General features: G+C 52.8%; 17 protein-coding genes and 1 pseudogene. 5 read left to right on the top strand and 13 right to left on the bottom strand.

The genetic code is table 11. From position 1 onward, the window contains the following. Positions 1-902: 902 nt before the first annotated feature. From ACR3EQ_RS19680 to ACR3EQ_RS19645, 8 genes and pseudogenes are all read right to left on the bottom strand, one after another. On the bottom strand, positions 903-2,660 hold the full coding sequence (locus ACR3EQ_RS19680; protein ID WP_480491684.1) for a caspase family protein: 1,758 nt from the start codon (positions 2,658-2,660) through the stop codon (positions 903-905). 931 nt (positions 2,661-3,591) lie between these two features. Next, positions 3,592-3,720: an HNH endonuclease gene (locus tag ACR3EQ_RS19675; RefSeq protein ID WP_170617647.1), complete on the bottom strand. Its 129-nt coding sequence runs from the start codon at positions 3,718-3,720 to the stop codon at positions 3,592-3,594. Positions 3,721-4,104: 384 nt separating this feature from the next. Next, a complete protein-coding gene (locus ACR3EQ_RS19670; protein ID WP_170617628.1) occupies positions 4,105-5,190 on the bottom strand; it encodes a DUF2652 domain-containing protein in 1,086 nt (361 codons plus the stop codon). Positions 5,191-5,274: 84 nt separating this feature from the next. Continuing rightward, the gene (locus ACR3EQ_RS19665) at positions 5,275-5,436 is read right to left on the bottom strand and encodes a hypothetical protein (RefSeq protein WP_170617626.1); all 162 of its coding nucleotides are present in this window, start codon (positions 5,434-5,436) and stop codon (positions 5,275-5,277) included. 442 nt (positions 5,437-5,878) lie between these two features. Beyond that, positions 5,879-6,325 (bottom strand): annotated as a pseudogene (locus tag ACR3EQ_RS19660) (integrase core domain-containing protein); the annotation flags it as partial. A 259-nt stretch (positions 6,326-6,584) separates the two neighbouring features. Continuing rightward, positions 6,585-7,640 carry an adenylate/guanylate cyclase domain-containing protein gene (locus ACR3EQ_RS19655; protein WP_170614903.1) on the bottom strand — a complete coding sequence of 352 codons (1,056 nt, stop codon included), beginning with the start codon at positions 7,638-7,640 and terminating at the stop codon, positions 6,585-6,587. After that, positions 7,637-8,026, bottom strand: a complete 390-nt coding sequence (locus ACR3EQ_RS19650) for a DUF1987 domain-containing protein (RefSeq protein ID WP_170614902.1) — start codon at positions 8,024-8,026, stop codon at positions 7,637-7,639. Before ACR3EQ_RS19650 ends, ACR3EQ_RS19655 begins: the two co-directional genes overlap by 4 nt. A gap of 9 nt (positions 8,027-8,035) precedes the next feature. Continuing rightward, the gene (locus ACR3EQ_RS19645; RefSeq protein WP_170614901.1) at positions 8,036-8,590 is read right to left on the bottom strand and encodes a SiaB family protein kinase; all 555 of its coding nucleotides are present in this window, start codon (positions 8,588-8,590) and stop codon (positions 8,036-8,038) included. Positions 8,591-8,710: 120 nt separating this feature from the next. On the opposite strand from ACR3EQ_RS19645, the gene ACR3EQ_RS19640 reads away from it, so the two are divergent. The 3 genes from ACR3EQ_RS19640 to ACR3EQ_RS19630 all read left to right on the top strand — a co-directional run bounded on the left by ACR3EQ_RS19640 (position 8,711) and on the right by ACR3EQ_RS19630 (position 12,731). Next, on the top strand, positions 8,711-9,088 hold the full coding sequence (locus tag ACR3EQ_RS19640; RefSeq protein WP_170614900.1) for a hypothetical protein: 378 nt from the start codon (positions 8,711-8,713) through the stop codon (positions 9,086-9,088). A gap of 25 nt (positions 9,089-9,113) precedes the next feature. Next, a complete protein-coding gene (locus ACR3EQ_RS19635; RefSeq protein WP_170614899.1) occupies positions 9,114-10,580 on the top strand; it encodes a SpoIIE family protein phosphatase in 1,467 nt (488 codons plus the stop codon). Between the two features lie 801 nt (positions 10,581-11,381). Continuing rightward, entirely contained in the window at positions 11,382-12,731 is a 1,350-nt protein-coding gene (locus tag ACR3EQ_RS19630) for an exonuclease domain-containing protein (protein ID WP_480491681.1), read from the top strand. A 4-nt stretch (positions 12,732-12,735) separates the two neighbouring features. Here the strand turns inward: ACR3EQ_RS19630 and ACR3EQ_RS19625 are convergent, their stop codons facing one another. Then, on the bottom strand, positions 12,736-14,166 hold the full coding sequence (locus tag ACR3EQ_RS19625; RefSeq protein WP_480491679.1) for a hypothetical protein: 1,431 nt from the start codon (positions 14,164-14,166) through the stop codon (positions 12,736-12,738). A 646-nt stretch (positions 14,167-14,812) separates the two neighbouring features. Here ACR3EQ_RS19625 and ACR3EQ_RS19620 point away from each other — a divergent pair. Next, positions 14,813-15,505, top strand: coding sequence for a substrate-binding domain-containing protein (locus ACR3EQ_RS19620; RefSeq protein WP_480491677.1), 693 nt, complete (start codon positions 14,813-14,815; stop codon positions 15,503-15,505). A gap of 142 nt (positions 15,506-15,647) precedes the next feature. Here ACR3EQ_RS19620 and ACR3EQ_RS19615 read toward each other — a convergent pair whose 3' ends face one another. The 4 genes from ACR3EQ_RS19615 to ACR3EQ_RS19600 all read right to left on the bottom strand — a co-directional run bounded on the left by ACR3EQ_RS19615 (position 15,648) and on the right by ACR3EQ_RS19600 (position 19,845). Beyond that, positions 15,648-16,532, bottom strand: coding sequence for a DUF302 domain-containing protein (locus tag ACR3EQ_RS19615; RefSeq protein WP_480491675.1), 885 nt, complete (start codon positions 16,530-16,532; stop codon positions 15,648-15,650). Next, positions 16,519-16,902 carry a DUF4345 domain-containing protein gene (locus ACR3EQ_RS19610; protein WP_480491673.1) on the bottom strand — a complete coding sequence of 128 codons (384 nt, stop codon included), beginning with the start codon at positions 16,900-16,902 and terminating at the stop codon, positions 16,519-16,521. Before ACR3EQ_RS19610 ends, ACR3EQ_RS19615 begins: the two co-directional genes overlap by 14 nt. A gap of 10 nt (positions 16,903-16,912) precedes the next feature. Then, positions 16,913-18,838 (bottom strand): DUF3604 domain-containing protein, encoded by a 1,926-nt coding sequence (locus ACR3EQ_RS19605; protein WP_480491671.1) that lies wholly within the window; start codon positions 18,836-18,838, stop codon positions 16,913-16,915. Positions 18,839-19,032: 194 nt separating this feature from the next. Continuing rightward, on the bottom strand, positions 19,033-19,845 hold the full coding sequence (locus ACR3EQ_RS19600) for a class I SAM-dependent methyltransferase (protein WP_170617651.1): 813 nt from the start codon (positions 19,843-19,845) through the stop codon (positions 19,033-19,035). Between the two features lie 828 nt (positions 19,846-20,673). Here ACR3EQ_RS19600 and ACR3EQ_RS19595 point away from each other — a divergent pair. Next, positions 20,674-22,467, top strand: a complete 1,794-nt coding sequence (locus ACR3EQ_RS19595; RefSeq protein WP_480491669.1) for an adenylate/guanylate cyclase domain-containing protein — start codon at positions 20,674-20,676, stop codon at positions 22,465-22,467. The last annotated feature ends 29 nt before the right edge of the window (positions 22,468-22,496 follow it).

Here is a 22,496-nt window from a genome sequence, read left to right as displayed (position 1 = left end):
GAACAAATTCCTTCCAACTTGGCACTCAGAAGATAATGTTTGAAAAAGTGAGATTTGGCGGAAAAATGTTTCCCCAATTTGGCCTAATCGGTTCGGACACGAAGTTTTTCAACACTATCAGCCCTAAGCCGACACCATCAGGTCACCCACAAGCAGACGCCTGAACCGCTTTGTCGTTGCGGCGAAGCCAACGTTTCAATTCAATTTGACTTGTGTCAATGCGGTACCGTTCTCAGCCGAGTTCTTTTTTGTTCCACGAAGAAACTTCAGCGAGGGGTGGTTGCAGGGCAATGCTGAATCTCAGATCAATTGCGGCAAAGCGGTCAACGTCAGCACTGAGTGCGCTTGCCTGCCTACTTTTTGAACCCGCTGGGTCGCAGTTCATTACTGCGCCGGGCAAGATAGGCGCGGCTCTGGTCCCGGATCATCACCTTTACCGGTGCGGCTGGTCGGGTGAAGGCAGGACCGTCCAGAACTATGCATCTGTCCTTATGTGAAACAAGTTGGGTTCTTTTGAAATGCTCTGCCCCCAGGGGAAGGTGCGGTCAGAGTAACTTTTCTTCATGCAGAAATCTCTATACGTGCCACAAGGTCTGTACGTATTGCAAAGCTTCGTTGGTCCGTTTCTGTCGGACCGTTTGGCGAACGAAGCTACCGTTCGCGTCAATAGCGCGACATGCGTTGGGCTATTTCCTGAACAGTGTTGCCTTCTCAGATTAGAATGCGAACCGCCGATCCAATCTCTAGGACCCGAGAGGCGCGGCAAAAGAGCCCTGATACTTCAAGAGATTTGAAGATGGTGAAGGTAGCAAGTCAATTCTAAAGATCTATTACACAAATCCGGGTCCCGCGGCCGTGCACTTTATGCCCAAGTCACTTCGATCTCCGCGACATCACAAGCATCACTCGATCTCGATTATGAAGCCGGAATTCCTGAGGTAAGTCGACGTGTCATCCCAGCGGATCGCTGGCGGGCGGCTGTCCCGGCTGCGCGCGAAGCTTATGTATCGGGCGTAGTTCGCGTTCGAGCCGGAATTGTTGGGTTGACCGGGATGCCAAGGGGTGTAGGTCGCAGGTTCGCCTGTCACCCAGGCCCATCCAACGCTCGGCTCCGAGCTGCCCGGGATTTGGTAAAGACCTATCATCGGCCCCTCCCACTGGCCAACCCCTTCGGAAAGTTGATGCCACGAAAGAAAGCGCGGGTCAGACGAGAAGAGTTCGTAGACGAACCGGTTTTCCTCGGCATCACCAAGCGTCACAAGGTGGCCGCCTGCTCGCTGAGCTGCGTTAGCGGCGTTCTGCCAAAAGCCGCCCTTGGCGAGCACCGCGATGTAGAGATGGCCAGCGTGATATCCGAACCTGACCACCGACGCGTCCAAGGCCTTAAGCGCGCGCTCAAGGCGCGGCTCGATACCGGCTGGCAGATCGGTGGGATCAAAGCGCTGCGCGGTGTCACGAAACATCGTTTCCATGGATTTAGCGTCCGGTAGTCGGTCCAAAAGCGCCCGGTCAATTCTGTCGCCGGGGTTGAGCCCATAGGCGAGACGTGCCGAAGCCACGGCAGCACGAGTGCGCGGCCCGATTGTGCCGTCCGGTGGTCCTACATCGTGACCGGCATAATTCAAAGCTTTCTGGACAAGTATGCGTTGGTCCTTGTCCAATTCTGCCCGTCCGTTTGCATCGTACCTTGCCGCCAGCCAAGATCCGCGACGAACAGGCTTGGCTGCACCGGTGTCTTTCAGGGCCAAGAGACTGCGCCGTGCCGCGACGACAAGCGGGTTCTCCTCTGTTGTTTCGAAACTCTCCAAGAAAGAAGACCATGCCTCTTCGGTGTTGTCCGCTTGCGCTGCGACGAATGCCTCGGCAATCCGCAGCATTTCGATGCTGGTTGTAGACGCACCATTGGTTGATGGCACGGCCGCCGGCACAAGGAAGATGTCTTGGCCCGGCAACGAACCATAGGTGAAGGGCTCCTGATAGCCATCAGTCAAGTCGAACACTGTGTCGCGGACCTTGCGGAACATCTTGCCCAACTCCAAACCCGGTTCTTCGATATGGCTCAGAAGCGCCTCGGCGTAGGGGCTGTTCCGGCCCTCGCCGTCAAGTGCCAGGGTGCCGCCGCGCGCTGCGTATCCCACCAGCACACCGCCCGGATCGATTCGCCCAAGTCCACGCCCTATGGAACGCGTCGCTGAAGTGCGGGTCATGTCGGCAAGAAATGGGTTGTTGCGGCAGGCATCAATGAGAATGACCTTGAGCCCCTGAACGTCCGCGACCGCGTTCACGATGGCGTCGAGCCGAATCGCTTCGAACTCCACATCGCGGTCGCTGCGCAACTCCGCGTTCACCGGGATCAGGTAGTTGGTGTTGTCGATCTCAATCCCGTGGCCGGCGAAATAAACCACCACCATCTCGGCACCCTCGGTCACCTCGGCGAAATCGCGTAATGTCAGGCGCATTTCGCGGTAGTCGAGGTCCTGCCCGCGGGTGACTTCAAATCCGATGCGCTCGAGCGCCGCAGACAGGTCTTCCGCGTCGTTGGCTGGATTCGGAAGGTTAGAGACATGCCAGTACTGGGAATTCCCGATTACCAGCGCGACGCGCTTTCCTGACGCGACAGCTGGGCCACAGAAACTCAATAAAACTGTCACCAAAAGCATGATGACTATGCAACGATTTAACGCCATCAGCAAACCTTCGAATCCCCTCGCGCTTGAGGATAGCACAGAAAGCAATTTCCGCGGCTGACCGCTTGGGCTCAGATTAGTCGTTCGCTAAGGTTTGCTCTAACCTCTGCTTTGGCACTACCGTTCAGGCAAGTGTCAACGCACGGTAGCGGTCGTCAGCGGATCAGCTTGATCGAGTACAGCCTAAAACGGCTAGTTGTTAAGTTTTTGGTGTCAAACCGAAGCTGACCGCGGCTTCAGAGCACAACGTCAACTTCCAAAAACGGTTACCCGCGCTCGAATTCAATAGTAGCGGTTCACTTGGCGTTGAATCTGGGTGCAATGACGCAAGATACGCACAACCGGGTGTATCATGGTTACTGCGTGTTCGGTGCGAGTGTGCCAGGTATTTGAAGCCTTACGAAGCATTACGACCTCCCATTGGTGACGTACGTTAACCCGGGTGAACGAAAGGTTCTGTGAACTGGGACACAGAGCGCCATTACAAGTTTCCGCCCCCCCAACCCGCCAGCACCAGCGACCCCCGTCAGCACCCGGAACGACTAGCCAGCGGTCCTGCCCTACGGACGCCGTCAGCACCAGTGACCACCCGTCAGCCCCCGAAACCACTCGTCAGCGGTCGTCTCAGCGCCAGCGGCCTCTCCAGCGGTCAGAAATGCCCCATGCTGACCCTCTAAATGCCCCCGAAACCGCCCCAGTTTCTCGGGCTCCGCTGAAAAGCCCATAGGTTTCATCGGTGGGCAAGGAGTCCTTCCACCCCAGCCAGTTCATCGGAACATGGAACGACGAGAGGCACTTGGGGCTAAACCCTCCAAGAAATGCCCCCGTTTATGCCCCGGTGGTTTCGGGTTTTACGGGTGTTGAGGGTGGGCCCTCAGAGGTCGTTGAAGGCCCATGCCACAGGTCATAGCAGGTCGTAATCGACACCGTTCGCCCAGAAGTCCCAGTCGTCGCGCTTGTTATCCGCCGCCGACCCCTCAATCAGGTGCTCAGGACGTACGCAGCGCTCATTATGACAGCGATGGCGAACCACCGTCGCCTCATCGATCACCGCCCGGTTACCCACATTGGATTGAGCCAGACGACCGCCGGTTCTATGTGATCGATGCAAATCACCCGGGCCACGCTTCCGGACCGGACCATGAGGATTTCCAGTCCTTCATGACGCGCTTCTACGAATACATGAACAAACCTGAGAACATAGCGCGCCTTTACAATGCGCTGATGGCTAGACAGAAGTCGAATGGTTTAACCCTCGGTCGCTGAATATGGCTGCCGTATTCATAAGCCAATTTTAATAGTTCTTATAGCAACTTGTTCCTGATCTGCCAGGTGACGGGCAACTCAGCGGGGGGCACAGTGTCCGGCCGCCTCACAATGATGGCTCCCATTAACATTTGCCTAGGAGCCATTTTCGTTACTCTTGTTTCTTTTGATGAAGCTCCAAAGCCATTTCGTCCAGAATACCGAAGGCCACCGGATAAAAATTCTCGAACAGATCGATTACTGCAGATTCCTCTGCGGGATGATGTTGGCCGTCGGCGTCAGTCAGCCGCCCCATCCGAAACACGACCTCAGTGCCTTCTTCTGCCGGGACCAACTCGTAGGTTTCCAGGTTTGTCAGACCCTCGATGGATGAATTGTGGAGGATATCAGTCACGTATTCGAACGGATTCCAATCGACGATCAGCATCTGAAAATGAGCGGCTTCATGAATGCAGTGCAGGCGGACGCCAGCTGACGTTCGAGACGCATCCCCTTCCCGATAGGCATCCTTCAACATCATCCAGCGCATCTTGAGCTGGGGATCTGTGAGCATTTCCCAGGCCACTACCGGAGGCGCCTTCAGTAAGTGCCGGGTTGTGAAAACGGCATCCTCGTCTGTAACGCGGACGGGCCCGGCGATCTCCCGGTATTGTCGCCAAGCAGCAGCAAGATCATAGACCCGCATGGGTACGTCACCAAAGTGCTCGAACTGAGCGCTATACTGCATAAGTTCAGACTTGATGCCCATTGCCTGAAATGCGTCTTCCGAGAATAGGGCGTAACTGCGGATACCAGTATCATCCTTCACATCGGTCTTCGCCATGCGATGCACAAGTATGACGTCAGCACCGGAGATATCTTTCACCGGCCCGATCGAAAGTTCTTCAAATTTTCCGTGATGCGCAAGGATCTTCAGATCGAGATCGGCTACATTGCGACAAGCATTGCAGGGACAAGTCGTGTTCTGCACAATATTCCGACGGCGTTCGGCGAACCCCCGATAAAGGCTTTCGCATATATTCAGGAAAGTCTCGCCGGAGGGGAACGGCCCACTCGAATAAGCGAGAACGGCGTCACCTTCGAGACCCCCCAACTTCATTGGGTCCTTCAGTTCTATTACAATTGCCTCAAGCAACGAACGGATGATTGGGTTGGCATGTTCCAACTCTGACCGGGTCAGATACCCAGTATAACCAGTAATATCGGCGATTAGCAGGTAACCGGCCTGAACAGACATCCGAGCTTTCCCATTTGCACTCCGTCCCTTGACTGTAGCTTCCGCCATAGTACCGGACAAGCGCGTCTGCCTTCGTCCGACATATCAGATGGACGCTTCTCCATCAGGGGTTTGATCTACGCCCTCCGATTCTCCATCAGCATCATCGTCCTCCCGGCCGTCGGCATAAATGCTTCCGTCGTTGGAAGTGCCAAGTGTGGCTTTTACCGGTTCTTCATCGGGATTGGAGGCGCTGACGTCAGACATTGTTTCACATAAGGACCGATGCATAGTTCCCGGGGGAAGCCCTATAAAGGCTGAAGGCAACCAAAGCTGCCAATGCGCATATTGGTCCCGCTATTTCCAAAAACGCTCGGATAGATGTTGGCGAGACATTGCCAAGGGAGAAATACCGGCAGAGGCTCCTCTCGGTCGGAAACAGCTTCCATTTACTTAAACTTACCATGTTCAACTCATACGCTAACAACGCCTGAGAATTAGCACGCACGGTCCAAACAGCGAAAAGCTATCGCAATTTTCAGATATTTTTTGATGCATTGGGCAAAATGGGTGTGCAGTGGTGCCAGGTAATTTGCATTGTCAACGAACCTACAGCCAATCGGTTCTTCAAAGGTTTCTTGCAAGTCTTTCGTCTGGCATCGGCATTTGAAGTAGTGATCAGCCCCACTTGTGTGGTCCAAGTTGATCGTTAGTGCGTGGCCGGCCTTTGGTCCAATTGAACGATGGTTGCCGGGGCCGGCGGTTTATGTCCCAGAGCACTGTGCGGGCGTTTTGTGTTGTAGTGTTTCCTCCATTCTTCGATCAAAATCTGCGCTTCTTTTAGATTGTAGAAGACTTCTCCATTCAGGAACTCATCTCTGTACCGCGCATTGAAACTTTCACAGTAACCGTTCTCCCATGGGCTGCCTGGCTCGATGTATGCGGTCTTTGCTCCAACTGCATTGATCCAGTCTTGCACCGCCACGGCAATGAACTCAGGGCCATTGTCGGAGCGAATGTAGCTTGGCACACCGCGCATGATGAACAGGTCACTCAGCACGTCGATGACATCGCTGGAGTTCAGCTTGCGGTCCACACGGATCGCCAAGCACTCCCGGCTGTACTCATCGATGACGTTGAGCGTGCGGAATGCCTTCCGGGATGCCGAAGCCTACTGGCAGTGGTTGGCTGACTATGTCGTCAACCGAAGACCACCTTCATAGACAGAGCCCTCGGCGGCCCATAGCGGGTTGCCGGGGGATCACTGCTTTGCTTTCTTTTTCCAAAGTGGACGTTGGTCATAGGTGGCGGAAGGAACGTAATGCGAACCCAGGTAACAGGGTCTAATAAATAGCCAAGTCCCTGATCAATTGTGGTCAGTTAACCAAGTTCACTAGTCATCGGCCCTTCAAATCTCAAGTTTTTTTACGGAGAGATTCAAGCGCTGACTTTAGGATTTCTGAGTTCTCAGACCGTTCTTCTGACGTCATTAAGTTCGGGTCGAAAACCAATCGAAAGTTTGGCTTTTCATGAGAGACTTTTTCTAGGTGGGGTCTCGATCTTTTTTGACCCAGGACGCGGTAGGTCATAACGGGTTGAGCCACGCCCTTGACTTGGATTGCACCGACCTCTTCGGTTTCTATTTCGTGGTTTACGTGCGCCCTGGTTTCGTAAGAGATGTAAATCTCTCCTTCCTCTGCCTGATGCTCTAGCCTTGAGGCTACGTTCACGGCACCACCAATGATGGTGTAATCCATACGGTCGTCACTTCCGAAATTTCCAACCGTGCAGAAGCCTGTATTGATGCCAATACGGCATTGTAGTTGTTGTCTTATTCCTTGCCTCCTCCATTCAGCCTGCAACTCAGCCAACTTGTCTCGCATCGCAATTGCCATTCTCACGCAAGCCAAAGCATCTTCGCGCACTCCTTTACTCTCCGGGTCACCAAAGAAGACAAGGATCGCGTCACCGATAAACTTGTCTATCGTCGCGCCGTAGCTCAAAGCGACTGCTGCCATTTCGGTCAGGTAACTGTTCAGAAGTTCCGTTAAGTCTTCAGACTCCATCTGATCCGTAAGTTCCGTGAATCCAGCCACATCCGAGAAGAACACACTCAGCTTTTTTCGTTTGCTGGCGAGTTTGACTTCCTGGCGCCCGGAAAAGATCGATTTGTAAACTTGCGGTGATAAGTACTTAGCAAGCTTCCCAGACAACGCTTCAAGCTCTTGGTTTTTTCGGTTTACCTCTTCGGCCGCAATGCGCTGCTTTTCAGCCAATGCATTCAGTTCCCGCTCATTACGATCACTCAACCGCATCATTCGTCGTGTCGTCCGAAGCAGTTTCCTGTATTCTTCAACGAGGTTCTTTATTGAGTTTCGCGTCTCTTCATTTGGGAATTGTCCGCTGCTCAAAGTTGCTTCCGCGACTTCCAACGCTTCTCTCTCCTTGGCAAAAAGATCGTCGATAGTCATTGATCAGACAACTTTTTTAGCGAAAACTTGGCGTGTTTAAGATCTTCTCCGAACTCCTCGCCAAGCTCTTCCATGGTTTCGTCTTCAGGATCATGAAACCAGTAAACTTCGACTTTCTTTCCCATTTCTGCAGCGGAATCCAAAAGCTCCATTATCATCATGATGGCTTTAGCGCTGGAGGAGTTGAAATAGATAAGTTCAAAGTCAAAACGACAGGCGGTATTTGAACCTTCGGAAAGCCAGTTTTTTAGGGAATCAAACAATGGATTGAAAAAGGTCGTAACATCCTCTGGATAGGATTCTCCAATAAGCCTGAGGTGACCAGCATCAAAATCAAATGCCACGGCCGGAGTGCGGTTTGTCGCCGGGATTTTAATGTTCTGCATTCTACCCTCTTAAACCGTGGCTTTGAGCGCGAAGAATGCGTGCTGGTCATCAACTCGCATAAAATCGAACTCGATTGGCTTTGACGCTCGACGCGCAATTTCAATTAACCCGATACCCGCACTGTTGCTGACACTATCGGCTTCGGCTCGTAGTTGGTCCTTGTATGCGACCTTTAGCTCTTCTCGGTTCATATCGCGGAGCTCTGATAGCCGGTTCCGCATAGTGTCGACATCGTTCAACAGGATCAGGTTTCCCGCGTGAACGACATAGCTGCCAGCTTCGTTTCCGATGGTCAGTATGCCGTAACTTATGTCCAGTACCGCTGTTTCACCGTCAGCAGGCAACTTTTCAACGGAATATCTGATGATATTCTGCATCTGCTCTACAAAAACTGCGAATACACTGCGAAGCGTTTTGGTGTCCGCATCTTCAGATACCAACTTCTGCTTTAACGCATCGCCGACGCCGCTAAGAATGCTCTCGGTTACATAACCGCTGTAGGCGAAAACAACGCCCTGTTTTCGCAGGTTAGCACGTAGTTCGTAGACTTCGCTGGCAAGCATCTGTTCTCCTTGATCATGCTTGGACGGCACCAAGTTCAATCCTGGTCTTGATATCATAAGATACACATTTATGCATTTTTAGGGTATCAATTGTGCAGGCTTATCAGCGGGGAGGTTAGCATGATTAGGCTAATATGTGTGGTCGCCCTTATACTTTCGTCAGGACCGGCTGTAGCGGCCGACATTCCGACCGAGGTGAAAGCAAAGCTCCAATCCGCCATGATTGCGCATGTCGATGGCGTGATGGTCGATGGTGCTTACACTTATCTGGATACAACAACCAATGCGATTGAAACTGTATACCCTGCAAATGTTCACCCCATGGTTATTCCGGCAGGAAGCGATTACTTCGTCTGCTCTGAAATGATAACCGAAGGTGGCGACACCGTGACCGCAGACTTTCTGGTGCGGGAAATTTCCGGGGACTACAAGGTTGTTCAGATGATCGTCAATAATCGTGGTGCTCTTCAGGCCGCTATGAAGAACATCGGGAACTAGATGCCAAACACTGTAGAGGCGTTTAGTGCGTAGTCTCAGGGCCTTCTTAAGTCGCCGCATCTTCCTAAAGCACATTCTCGCGACCCTCTTGATCGGGGGTGTATTTAATGCCGTGGTGCTTCTTTTTTATTATGACTTCAAAAGACAAGCTCAAACGGACCAGGTCGCAGCGGAAATGGCAACGATTGCAAACCGTATTGCGAGGCCGCTGGCTGAGTTGGTTGAAGCACGAAACTTTACACAAGCGACGAGCCTGCTGGCCGTCTATTCTGGTTTTCCTTATGTAATTTGCGCCGAACAAAAGCTGGAGGAAAGCTCCAAAACCTTGGCCTCCTGGCCTGCCATAGGTTGTGACAGGATAAAAAAAACCGGTTTGGATATCGTCGTTTCCGTCCCGACAGCAGCAGGGTCGACAATGATGTTGGCACGAATTGATCAGGAGATTCTGAACAATGAGTTGCAGACTGAAGTTGGAGTTGTGGTTCTTTTGGGAATTCTCGGAGGCCTTGCGCTGATCTTAGCAGGTGCTGCTGCATTTTTATGGCTTATCAACAGACCTCTCGGTCAAATGTTGAAAGCTATTGAAAAGTTCGAACTATACGATGATCCACAGAGGGTCCCGTACCAATCAGAAGATGAGATTGGTAAAGTTGTTCAAAGCTACAACTCAATGCTGGAGCGGGAGGTCGAACGCGTCAACGCGATACGTGAAGCGCACCATCAGATCGTCGACAGTGTAAACTATGCCACGCGAATTCAGCAGGGGTTGTTGCCTACTGCAAGTCAGTGTCAGAGCGCCTTCGCCGATTTTGCGGTCAAATGGGAGCCTCGCGACTTGGTCGGTGGGGACATCTACTGGATCAGGTCGGAAGGACAGATTTCGACGCTTGCCGTAATTGACTGTACGGGTCACGGTGTACCAGGAGGCTTCATGACCATGCTGGCGATCGCTACTCTCGAGCGGCTTTACTATGAAAACGACAGGCTCAGCCCCGCTTCGGCCTTATCGAAACTGAGCGATTTAACTCGCACCCTCCTAAACCAGGACACTGAAAACTCGACTTCAAACGACGGTATGGACGCAGCAATTTGCCAGATCGACTCAAGCAAAGGGATAGCCAAGTTCGCAGGGGCACACATGTCTTTGTTGGTTAAGTCGGTGGCCAACGTTGATCGCATCCGAGGCGATAAACAAAGTATTGGTTATGCGGACACCCCAAGAGGGCCAAAATTTATCGAGCACGTAATCCACTTAGATCAAATTGTTGATCTGATTATCTCTACCGATGGCCTGATCGACCAATTGGGTGGCGAAAAGCGCTTAGCCTTTGGAGTTCAAAGATTAATGTCGATAGTTAAGCAAGACAGTTGGTCGAACTCGGAAGAGCTTTTGGCGGCCATCGAAGATGCTTTCCAAGATTACAGAAAGAATGAAGAGCGCATGGATGATTTGACGGTGATTGCTTTTCGTCCGTTGCAAGATACAAGTTAGGGTGCTTTTTATGAGGTGAGCAAGGTAGCTGCTTATGGGAAAAAACTGTGGTCTGCCCAAGTTCTGACGAAAAAGGATAGCTTGGCCTGCAGGTGAGAGAGGAAAAGTCGGTTTTTTTTAGTGTAAGCCGCCAGCACCAGCGACCCCCGTCAGCCCCCCGGCACGACTCGTCAGCGGTCGTCTCAGCGCCAGTGAGCGGTCTCGTAAGCTGGGCCGTCAGCGGCCTCTCCAGCGGTCAGAAATGCCCCGTGCTGACCCGCTGACGCTCCATTCCGCCCGTCGCTTCGCTCAGCAAAATGCCCCGTGCTCACCCTCGAAATGCCCCCGCAACCGCCCCAGTTTCTCGGGCTAGTGGGAAAAGCCGATAACAATCATCGGTCGGCAAGGATTCCTACCACCCCAGCCAGGTCATCGGAACATCGAGACGTAGACACCCGTGGCACCCGTTTGCTACGGAAAATGCCCCCGTTTATGCCCCAGTGGTTTCGGGTGTTCTGCCTCCCCCTGTCTCTTCCTCTTTCCTGACCTCTAGCAGGGGTTCTATGGGGGTGGGGAATAGGTATAAGTAATGAATAGAAACCGGAGGATAGAGAGACCCGAGTATCCTCCTTCCTGATCCATAATACACAGAGGGAGGAGGAGGTTATGGGGGAGATAGAGAACCCATGGCACTCGCGGCCCATCGACGTTCACCGCTGGTCAGACCATCCAGAGGTGGCAGAGTTGATCGACCGCATCTGGGACGGCTACCTGCCGAGTGATAAGACCTCCGGACCGAAGCAGCTATGAAAGAGCTTTGATTTGTTTGTATTTTATGACTTCGAAACGACCGGAACGAGTCCTGCATTCGATCAGCCATTGCAGTTCGCAGCAATCTTGACAGATGAATACCTTCAACCAATTGACCGCGTAAACATCAGGTGTCGCTTGGCTCCGCATATCTTGCCTGCTCCGTGGGCGCTGGCAGTAACCGGCATAAATCCCGCATCGTTAAACGATCTAGAACTTCCAACTCTCTTCGAGTTTATGCAGACCATCGCAGACTTGATTGCCCGATGGAGGCCAGCGACGTGGGTCGGATATAACTCAATTGCGTTTGACGAGGAAATGATGCGTCAGGCGTTTTACCAAAACCTGCACCCGCAAATTTATCTTACCCAAAGTGCTGGCAACGATCGCATGGACATTCTGAAACTTGTCTACGCGGTGTCAGCGTTGGCTCCAGAAGCCCTCGAATGGCCTCAAAATGACCGAGGGCAAACCTCGTTTAAACTCGATCAACTGGCACCGGCAAACGGCTTTGAACAGCACGATGCACATGATGCTCTGGGCGATGTCGAAGCTACTATTTTTATCACCAACCTCATCCGCCAAAAGGCTCCTGCGATATGGGAGCAAGGGCTCAGAAACAGAACAAAGCAAAACATCAACTCTATGCTTGAGAGCGGTCGCCCATTGGGACTCGTTGAGCGGTTCAGTGGTCCTCCCAGAACCTACTTTGGCGCGTTTTCCGGTCGAAACCCCCAGAACACCAATACAGTCGGTTTTATGGATTTATTCGCAGTAGACCCTGCTGCACTTGCGGATTCAAACGATGAAACTATAGCCAACGCAGTTTCGCAAAGTCCCAAATTGATCCGCTCGATTAAAGTAAACGGCTATCCCGCCTTGTTCGAGGTCGCAGATCTGACAGATGAAGTGGTGAATCGCGCTAGAGCTCTGTCTGAGATGAGAGAATTTCATCAAAGGGTCGGTTCGGCTCTTGCAGCTCGGTTCGCAGATCGTCCCGAACCAGAGTATGTCGAGGAACAAATTTATAGCGGTTTTGCCTCTGAAAGCGATCAGCAATGGCTGAGGCAATTTCAAACCGCAAATTGGGCTAGCCGGATGGAAATCCTTTCCAAGTTAGAAGATCAAAGATTCTTCCAGTTGGGGCGCCGGATTGTCTTTGCAAATCAACCGAACCTGCTCAAAGAAGAATTGCGTGATCGGATTGCCAATGAATTGATCGGACGCTGGCACGCAGAGAATGCACCGTGGACCACTTTTGCCGCAGTAGATCGCCAGATAGAGGAAATTGAGCAGGTCGGTGAATTAGGTGATCAACGTCTGAGAGAACTAAGGGCTTATTACGATGAACGTCGGAGGTAATTCTCTACTCGCCAAACGGCACCACCTCTCGCCCAGTTCTCCGTTCATGTTCCGTCAGCCGTTGAAGACACCCCTCGGACCGGGTCGTCTGCCGCCAGATGACGTAGTCTTTGACGTGGTCGGCGTTCGGGTCGGGTTGTTCGTCCAGCCCGTAGAACTTGTTCGATGTTGGTAACGGAGCACCGGCCACTTCTTCTGAAGCCCGGGCCATCACCCGCTTCAGTTCGCCCACTCGGGTGTAATCGACAATAAAACTGTCATGCACGGATAGGACTGGAACGGCCAGATCGCAGAAGTGCCGATGGACACGCTCCGCTATCTGACTATCAAGGTTCATCAACTGAATACCTTGATCCGCGAACAGAAAGTCCCTGATGTGAGGGGTCTTCTCCAGGAAGCCAGCCAGTAGTGCATCCAGTTGCTCGTTCGTCAGTGTCTTGCCTGCGTGGCCGGTTGGAAAGCCATCACGAAACGCCCGGAAGGCGGCATCCCTGGAACCGGCATTGATTGCTGTCAGTACAAGCCGCTTGATAAATTGACGCTGCAGCACTGAAGGCAGCCATGCACCCAGTATGTCGGGCAATTCATAGGGATCGCCATCAAGTTCTTTTCCTGCTCGAAGGCTGAGCAACGAGACATGGAGACTGCGGAAGTCCACTTCGACGACGGGCGTATCATTGATGAAGATCTTCGACCTCCAGTCACTATTGATCTGCTGCCACCAACCACCATGAAAGCGCCCATTCAGGTTGAAGTCAGAGCGGCTGAATATCCTGCGGGTGAACTTATGATGATGATCGGTGGTGACATCATCGACCCTTGGTTCATCCAAAACAGGGATATCAATGAAAGCGTCAGCGATTACTTGGTTGTAGCGCTCAAGCTCAGCCCGCATTCTGATGATCTCGTCGGTATCCTCGTACTCGACCAGTGCCTCTGCTTTGTCGCCTCTGAGGATGATGATTTCTTCACCTTCGACCCGACCAACGTCATCTCGTCGGAATGCCACTTCGGCGAACCATCCCTGCAGGACCTCGGAGGCTCGTATCCTTGTTGTTCTGTTCCCCCGAGCCAGAGGACCCGAGTAGCTGCCCTTGGCAACATCCAATAGTCCTGCCTCAATCAGGGTGTGAATGATCGGGATGATCTTCTTGGATATATGGATCGCGTTATAGCGAGAAGACGTGTCCCAGTAGTTCGAGGACATGGAGACGCCGATAGACAATTCCGGGTCTTCCAGCCAAGCAACATAAAGGTCTAGAACCAGCACCCGCAGTTGATGTCTGAATGCAGTCTTCGGCTTCGGTCCGGAGGTCTGATCGCTCGGCAGATAGTCGTCCCAGATGCGGTCGATCAACTCTGCCACCTCTGGATGGTCCGACCAGCGGTGAACGTCGATGGGCCGCGAGTGCCATGGGTTCTCTATCTCCCCCATAACCTCCTCCTCCCTCTGTGTATTATGGATCAGGAAGGAGGATACTCGGGTCTCTCTATCCTCCGGTTTCTATTCATTACTTATACCTATTCCCCACCCCCATAGAACCCCTGCTAGAGGTCAGGAAAGAGGAAGAGACAGGGGGAGGCAGAACACCCGAAACCACTGGGGCATAAACGGGGGCATTTTCCGTAGCAAACGGCTGCCACGGGTGTCTACGTCTCGATGTTCCGATGACCTGGCTGGGGTGGTAGGAATCCTTGCCGACCGATGAAACCTATCAACTTTTCCAGCCGGCGGCCGAAACTGGGGCGGTTTCGGGGGCATTTAGAGGGTCAGCATGGGGCATTTCTGACCGCTGGAGAGGCAGTTTACTAGTGCCGACAGATGCGCTGGCGAGACCACCGGATCGACCGTCCACTGGCGCTGAGACGACCGCTGACGAGTCGTTCCGGGGTGCTGACGGGGGTCGCTGGCATTGATGAAGTGGCTGACCGTTGGCGCGGAAGCGGACGTTCGAGCGGACAACGGCGAATGACCGTATCGAGCCCGAAGCGGTAATTGTATTTGCAACAGTTGCCCACTTCTGAGCTCATGAGAATCATGCAGATCAAGCGCCGCAAGGCCCGAGGGGTCTCCAAACGTGATGTCGAATGAAATTCGCTTCTTCGTGCCGACCGCCATACGAGCGTTCGTCAACGGCGTCGTTCAACGCATCGAAGTTGCCGCAGGTGTGTCGATCAAGCAAATGATCGATCTTAACCCGACAATTTCCGAACGCGTTTCAGCTGGAGAGGAATATGATCTGGGCATGACCAATCCAGGCTACGCAAAGGCATTGATTGCGGCGGGTTATGCGGAAGTTGGAAGTCATCGTGCCTTTGGCCGCGTCCCGCTTGCGGTTGCTCAAAGGCCAGGGCGACAGGATCGAGTGAAGGAAAATGTCGAGGATCTCAAAGCCCTTTTTCGTGAGGCTGAAAGCATTGCTTTCACTGGGGTCGGCACAAGCGGCCGCACTTATCTTAAGGCGTTGGAAAGGATCGGTCTAACAGATGCTGTCTTTCCCAAAAGCAAGGCCATGGGTGGCGGTGAACCCGTTGCATCTGTCGCAGCCGGTGAAGCAGAACTCGCGGTCGCCCCCCTCACGACGATCCTTTCCTCCCCGGATATCGTTCTGGCAGCCGTGTTTCCCGAAGAACTTGGAACGCATATCGACATATCGGTTTTCCTCGGCATCAAAGCCCACCCAGGTGCATCACAGGCACTCTCTTTTCTGACGTCAAGTGAGCTGGATGACGAGCTTGCAGCGGCAGGCATATTTCGATTTGCATTAGATTGACATGACGACGACGAACCAGAACTGCTGGGCCTTTCGCGACGGCCGCAAAGTCCGCTGAGAGCCCAAAGCGGACCTCAGTTTTGAAAGAAATATCAGTTCAGCACTGCCGCAATCACATCGATTTTGTGATGCGCGTTCTGCTTTACTGAAGGGCTTTCCGAAAAGTAGCTGTAAGCCTTTCATTCAGCGCGTGGTGCGGTTTGCCTGATGAGCCATAATGAAGCTCGGCAAAGGCAGCAATATCATTGAAAATTACGACTGAGCCACCGTCATTGCCCGGATAAACCAGCAACTTTTGGCAAAATGCATCAAGGCCGATTGCCGGGAACTCGGCCATCGCTACGCCACCGGGCCCAGGTCCGCCGAAGAGCAAAAGAACCGCTTCAGGCAGTTCAACACCCTGCGTCGCAGCTTCCGCTCTAAAGTCAATTTCACCGAACCAGACAGTATCGTCTTGCGCCATTACGATGTTGGTGAGGTTTTCGACCGCTTCGGCAACACTGAGTGCGGACGTCAACTCGATGACACCATAGTCCCTGCTGAGACCATCTATTGGTGCCGCATCGCCGCCGGCGGCTCGCGTTACTTCTGCTAGTCTTTGCGAGAACGTATCGAGTGCGGACTTGTCGCTGAGCCCATGGCGGACTTGAAGAAAATCTGAACCTGTATGAGCAACTTTAGCAGTACTATCCTGTGCAAAAGACAGAACGCGGAATGGTAAGTCGAGCCCCGCTCGTATGTTTTCTTTCAAAATGGGTGTGTTGATTTCAGGGTCCGAGAATATCTGAACACGCGAAGGCGGCATCTCTACGCCCTCAGCAGCCGCAAGCCGGGCGTGGTCAATCGAGGCAATGGAGGCCAATCCAGCATCCTCGATGGCGATCTCAATCGATGTAAAATTTTTGTCCACCGCTTCTTGCACGGATGACGCCTGCGCCATCATCGCGGTAACAAATATTAGAGATATTCCCGCGAACGGGCGATGCGCGGTTCGAATTACAGTCATAACAACCTCAAGTGATTTCATCTTTTCTTCGCAACGAAAGAAAGGCCAACGTACCGAAAACCAATTCGGCCAAAAGATAGAACAATAGAACGAACCCTGGCATGCCATCCACTATGATGCTCAGCGCGCGCCCGGCAGCAAGCCCCACCATAAACAGAAAAAGTACCCAGAGCGCGGGGCGCTGCAACTCCGGTTTTCCTGCTGCAATCAGCCAAAAAACGGCGTTTGCTAGATACAGCCCCATTATGGCGCGGAACACATGCGTTTGGTTCGTTCCTTCCACTGGGAAGCCGAGTAGGTATGTTACAGATGCAGACGGTACGAGGCCGTAAGATAGTGCGATCGGCACGAGGCCAAGTGCTGCTAGGAGCAGCAGTGTACGGTCAGCCATTTTCGCCTTCCTATTGCTCTGGTGTGTACCAGATAGGGGACGTATATGCCCGCTCCTGATGCGAACGCGGAACATCAGCGTCCATCTTCATGCCATAGAACTTCTCGTCATGTGCCTGCCATGTTGGCGTTGGAATTTCGAGCACCCGCGCATAGTAATACGCTGGAAGAGCAGGATCAAAGTCGGGGTCAGTCCACACACCTCGTAGTTCGGCGGCTCCGATGGAGTTCGTGTAGGTCGCGTTAGCCTCGTCCACTGTAGAGCCGACAGGTCGCCGGGCGCGTCCGTCCTCACCGATTTCGCGTCCATCCGATACAGCAACATCATAGATGCGTTCTTGCCTTGCTCCTTCTGCGTCAATCCAGCCTTTGATGATCTGCACGCGATCCAGATTGGCCGCGCTCACATCCTTAAGTGCGCCGAGCATAAACACAGGAGAGGTAGCCTCGCCTTTTGACGGAAGATCTCCCCCCATGGGAACTCCGCGGGAATAACCGATGTCGACGACATTTGGACGGAATACATCTTCGCCTTCGAAATCCCATCCCCCAAAGAAACGGACTGCTATCCGGGTGCCGGTAGTGGCATATACTTCCTTTGCCTGCATGGCATCGAAGATGGCCGAACGCGTATTCTCCCGCGCCCAAACCCCTGCGAGACCGGAAGCGAGAGCCTCATATTCGAATGTAGACAGCGTTTCGTCACCATTAAATGATTGGATCACGTAATGCTTCCACCGATCGGGTGAAGGTTCAGACGATGGCATCTTCCCCCAGAAGTTATCATCCCGTGTCGTGGACACTGCGGTATGCGCGTCGGTAGCTCCAATCTGGCCAAATTTGAATGGATTGATGCCAAGTTTCTGTTTTTGTTGCATGCCGACCTGCAACGCTGACCGCGCATACTCATAAGGCAGCATCTCAGGCATTTTTGGTTTAAATCCGCCGATATCGCCTTTGTCCCAGGTGCCGTAGTCGGCGAACTCATCATCCGGTGACAACGCAGGGTGAGCCTCTCCATCGCCTTTGATTTGCGTTACTTCGATTATAGGCTCCCACCGCATACGTGTTTCCGCATACTTCGCATCAATCGGTTCTCCGTTCAAACGCTCAGTGGCAAACATCAGACCATTGGACAGGTTGCCATTGTGCGGGATCGCCATGACCGAGCCTCCCGTCAGGTCTTCGTAACTTTGCATGTAGGCCCACAAATCTTCCGGATCGGGGCTGTCATACGCGGAAAACGGCGTCACTTGGCTGGCTTTTCGCCCGTCCTCTTTGAAGAGCACGACACGGTGAAGGTTGGATGGCGTTTCCCGATTATTGATAGACGTCCACTCAAACCCAATGAACGCTGTGAAATTTCCCGGGTCATTATACTGATCCGCGAGTTCGATCTGCCGGTCCCAAATAGTACGATCGAGTTTGGGATTGTCGATAATGTCGCGGTTCTGTGCCACACCGTCATTGCCCCAAAGCTGAAAAGCCGCGTAGCCTTCACCGGCTTGCACGAGGTCATACAGGCGCTGTCCGTACTCAGTCGCGAGCAGATCTCTGTTTGCCTCCGCTAGCATCACTGGCAACCCAAGGTTTTCAGCATGATCAGATACCACTAGAAAATCGAGGGGGCGGTCAATGCGCAGTCTCTGACCTGACGAAGTGATCACTTCTTCACCCATTGCAAACCGATAGGCATCAACCGGCGTGAGTGTATTTCCAATCATTCCGGCATCTGTCGAAAACATCGTATGAAGGTGGGTGTCGCCCCAATAAAGGCCCTCTGCGAGGCCACGATTTTTGACTGTACGTTCGATGAACGGTGAATAGTTTTGTGGTGGTCCCGAAACGTCTTCTTCCGCGGGCCCAATATCTTGACAAAGCGCAAAACTCGGAGAAACGGTAATTGCCAGAAGGGCTAGTGTAATTTGTCTGAACATCCTGATCCCCCAAAACGTTTCATTAGGCAAACTCTGAAAAAGCCTACCCGTAATGCGACGCTGGGATCAACAGATCAAAGGTCTCGCTCGCTATCCAAAAGTATATGTTTTCGGATGTCTGAATTGTCCGCAAAGTGGTCGTTAATGGCAAGTACGGCGGATGACCGCGTTGAGCCCGAAGCCGACCCGCTTCCCTACACTGGTTTTATTGCGGTGACGACGAAACTCGGCATAGGAACAGCGAGTTTCCCACCGGACTCAAACTTCGAGATAGCTGCGGCGATGTCGGCCTTGATTGCACTCCGCACGGTTTCGGATTGCTGGTCCATTATTATCGGAGTTCGCACGCTGAACTGTAGAAACTCCTCCCAGAAACCATCGGCAGAGTCTGAGTGGAAAACAGAAGGCACAGGAATGATCTCCACATCGGAGAAGCCTGCTGCGACGACGGATGCTCGGCATGTTTCGTGGTCCGAGAAAGAAAACGCGTCCGGGGACGGAGGAACCTTCGTCATGTCTGCATGCTTCATGATGGCACCGAATACGCAAGTGAAAAGCGGAGACTCATTCGGCTGCGACCATTGGCTGAAGGCATAACGTCCTCCAGGTCGCAGAACGCGGTAGGCTTCACCGAAGGCCAATTTTGGATCGGTAAAGTGAAAGACCCCAAAGTTGCAGATTACCGCATCGTATGAGCCGTCAGGCTCTTCAAGCGCTAGAGCGTCGCCCTGACGAAACTCCAGGTGCGGAAACCGCTGTCGTGCGACCTCGACCATGCTCGGCGCAAAGTCGATGCCTTTGGCAGTTGCGCCGATAGCGTCAGCCGCTCCGGCAGCAAACCCGGGACCTGTGCAAATGTCGAGGATCTGAAGGCCAACTCGCGCTCGCACTCCGGACAAAAGCGCAGGTATAGCCTGCGTCGTGACGCGAGCGGTCAACCCTTCATACATAACGGCCCGCTTGTCCCAGCCCTCAAGTTCCTGTCTTCTGAACTCCTCGAACGACATTGCCTCCTCCCAGGTCTACTTTGATGGTCAATTCAAATGTACCATATCTTTCGTCAACGATTGCCCGTAGCGAGAAGGGTGATGTCAACTTTGTCCGCATAGCAGTCAATCAGGCCATCTTCGGCGAATGACCGCAAAGAGCCAATATTGGTGAAAAACTCGAGATTTCGGCCCACTCGCTTTTTCGCCTACTTCCATCGCGTCAGCAATATTGACGCCACTTGCCCAGCGCAGGCCATGACAGCCTCGCACATCGCGGAACCAATGCTTTGGCCGACCCCCTGGCCAAAAACTTCAACCGCCTCTCAATGGGTAATTTTTTCAACGGTTTTGGCCAAAACTGGAGTTTTTCAACAATATCAGTCCAAATTCGACATTGGGGATGCGTGCGGAATTGGCCCCAAAGAGGCGGAGAGCGGTCACTTTCTGCATGTGCGCACTGACTTCAACACTGATCTGGATGCGGACATTCAGATTGCAATTACTTTGGACACGTTTCTGAAATGCCGCATGAGTTTTTTTGGCTCGAACGTACACTTCATACAGGCTGACACGAAGGTCGGGTTTTCTCCCCGTTGAAGCTTGAAAAGCTGTATTCCAGAGCACCTGCCATCAACGGTCGCCACCTAAATCCAGGCATTCGCACCAAGTCGGGCTTCAGCGGCATTAAAACCTCCCGCCCTTACAGTGCACTACCGACCAAAGCGACTCTGCCGAAGGAGGCTTCTGGAAAAGTGATAAGATAGACCGACAGAGAGTGTGGCGTTAAGCTTCTGAATGTGCCGATCTACTTTGGCCAATTATGAGTGTTTTCGAGGGTGTTATTGGATGGTGCAGACTGACAGACCTCGCGCGGCCGAAACGCGTCGGCTTGCGGTTGTAGCATTTGCGGACGTTGCAGGGTTTTCGCGTCTTGTTGCAGAAAACGATATTCGCGCAGGCAATCAATGGAAATCGCTCAAAGAACATGTTTTGCTGCCCTTGCTGAAACGACATGGCGGAAGGCTAATTGAAACCGCCGGAGATGCAATCCTTGTCGAGTTTACAAGTGTTGTTGCGGCCCTAGAGTGGGCGGTGGATGCACAGAATACCCCGCAACTCAAGGCTGGTATGGATGCGGGCAGTGAAAGCAATTTGCAATTGCGCATTGCAGTAAATGTCGAAGATGTCCTGGTGCAAGATGGGAACATACTGGGCGACGGCGTAAATATCGCATCGCGCATTCATGATGCAGCGGCCCCCGGTCAAATCATAGCTACAGGCATCGTCCGGGAATTGGCTGCCAACAAAGCCAATGTCAGCTTCAAAGATCTCGGGACGCCCCGGCTGAAGAATATCAAACGCATTGTGCACGTGTTTCAGGTGATTCCTTCAGAAGCAGCGTCCGAAGAAGAGACGCGGTTGCACCAACCTTTTATCGAGTGGACTTCCCGCCCCACCGTTGCGGTTCTGCCGTTTCGCGCGTCATCGGGCCATGAAATGGAGGAGTATTTTGGGTCTGGCATCACCGAAGACATCATCAATGGTCTGTCGCGCAGCCACGCCTTTCACGTCATTGCGCGCGCTTCGACTTTGCGATTTGCAAAACGTTTGATGGACTTGCAGGAAGTCGCCTCGCTGCTAGGGGTCAACTACGTGATGGATGGCAGCGTGCGTCGCCAAGGCGATCGGCTTAGGATAACGGCGGAACTGGTCGACGTCGCCTTGAACCGATCGATCTGGTCCGAGACGTTCGACGGAAGCGCCGATGACCTGTTCGACTTCCAAGACACCATCGTGGCAGCAGTTGTTGGATCTTTTGAACCGCGCCTGAAAGCGCATGGTATCAAGCGCGTTCGAAATCGCTCTACGGAAAGCCTCGACGCATATGACTGCGTTCTCAAGGCGGCCTCGGAACTGTACCGGTTCACTGAAGATGGGTACCGGAATTCCGGAACTGCGTTGCGACGGGCGATCGAACTCGATCCCACATATGCGCAGGCCTATGCCTATTCAGCATGGCGCCTGAACTACCTGTTTGGCGAAGGGCGCTCGGACGATCCTGAGCGGGACAAAAAACTGGCCATTGAACATGCTCAGTATTCAATCGTACTTGATCCCGAAGACTCGTTTTGTCAGGTCGTGGCAGGTCATTTGACAAGTCTGCTCAAAGGAAAACCGCATCAAGCGCTGTCCATGTTCGATTTGGCTTTGTCGCTGGATCAAAACAACGCTTTGGGTTGGGCGTGGAGTGGGGTTACTCTGTCCTACCTCGGCCGCGGTGAGGACGCGATACACAGGTTTCAAAATGCCTTTAAGCTCAGTCCTTTTGACAATCTAAATTTTACATGGTGGACCGGCGCCGGAATTGCGGAGTTTGTGTCTGAGAATTATGCCGAATCCATTTCTTGGCTGGAAAAGGCTCGGCAAGTAAATCCGCGATTCATTGCGACGTTGAGGATTTTGGCCGCAAGTCTCGCGATGAATGGGGAAGAAGATAAAGCACGAGAAGTCGGTAATGAGTTATTGAGGCTCGACGAAAAATTCTCGGTCGATCATTTTGTTTCATGGTATCCTTTCGTTCATAGCGAACACAAACGGGCTTTAAAAAGCGGGCTCTTGATCGCGGGCTTGCCGCGCTGACTGATTGTTTCACGGGCAATTTTTTTCCG

This window comes from Ruegeria sp. AN11, assembly GCF_056536005.1.
Note: the sequence above shows the minus strand (reverse complement) of the source record. Positions and strands in the feature narration are given on the sequence as shown.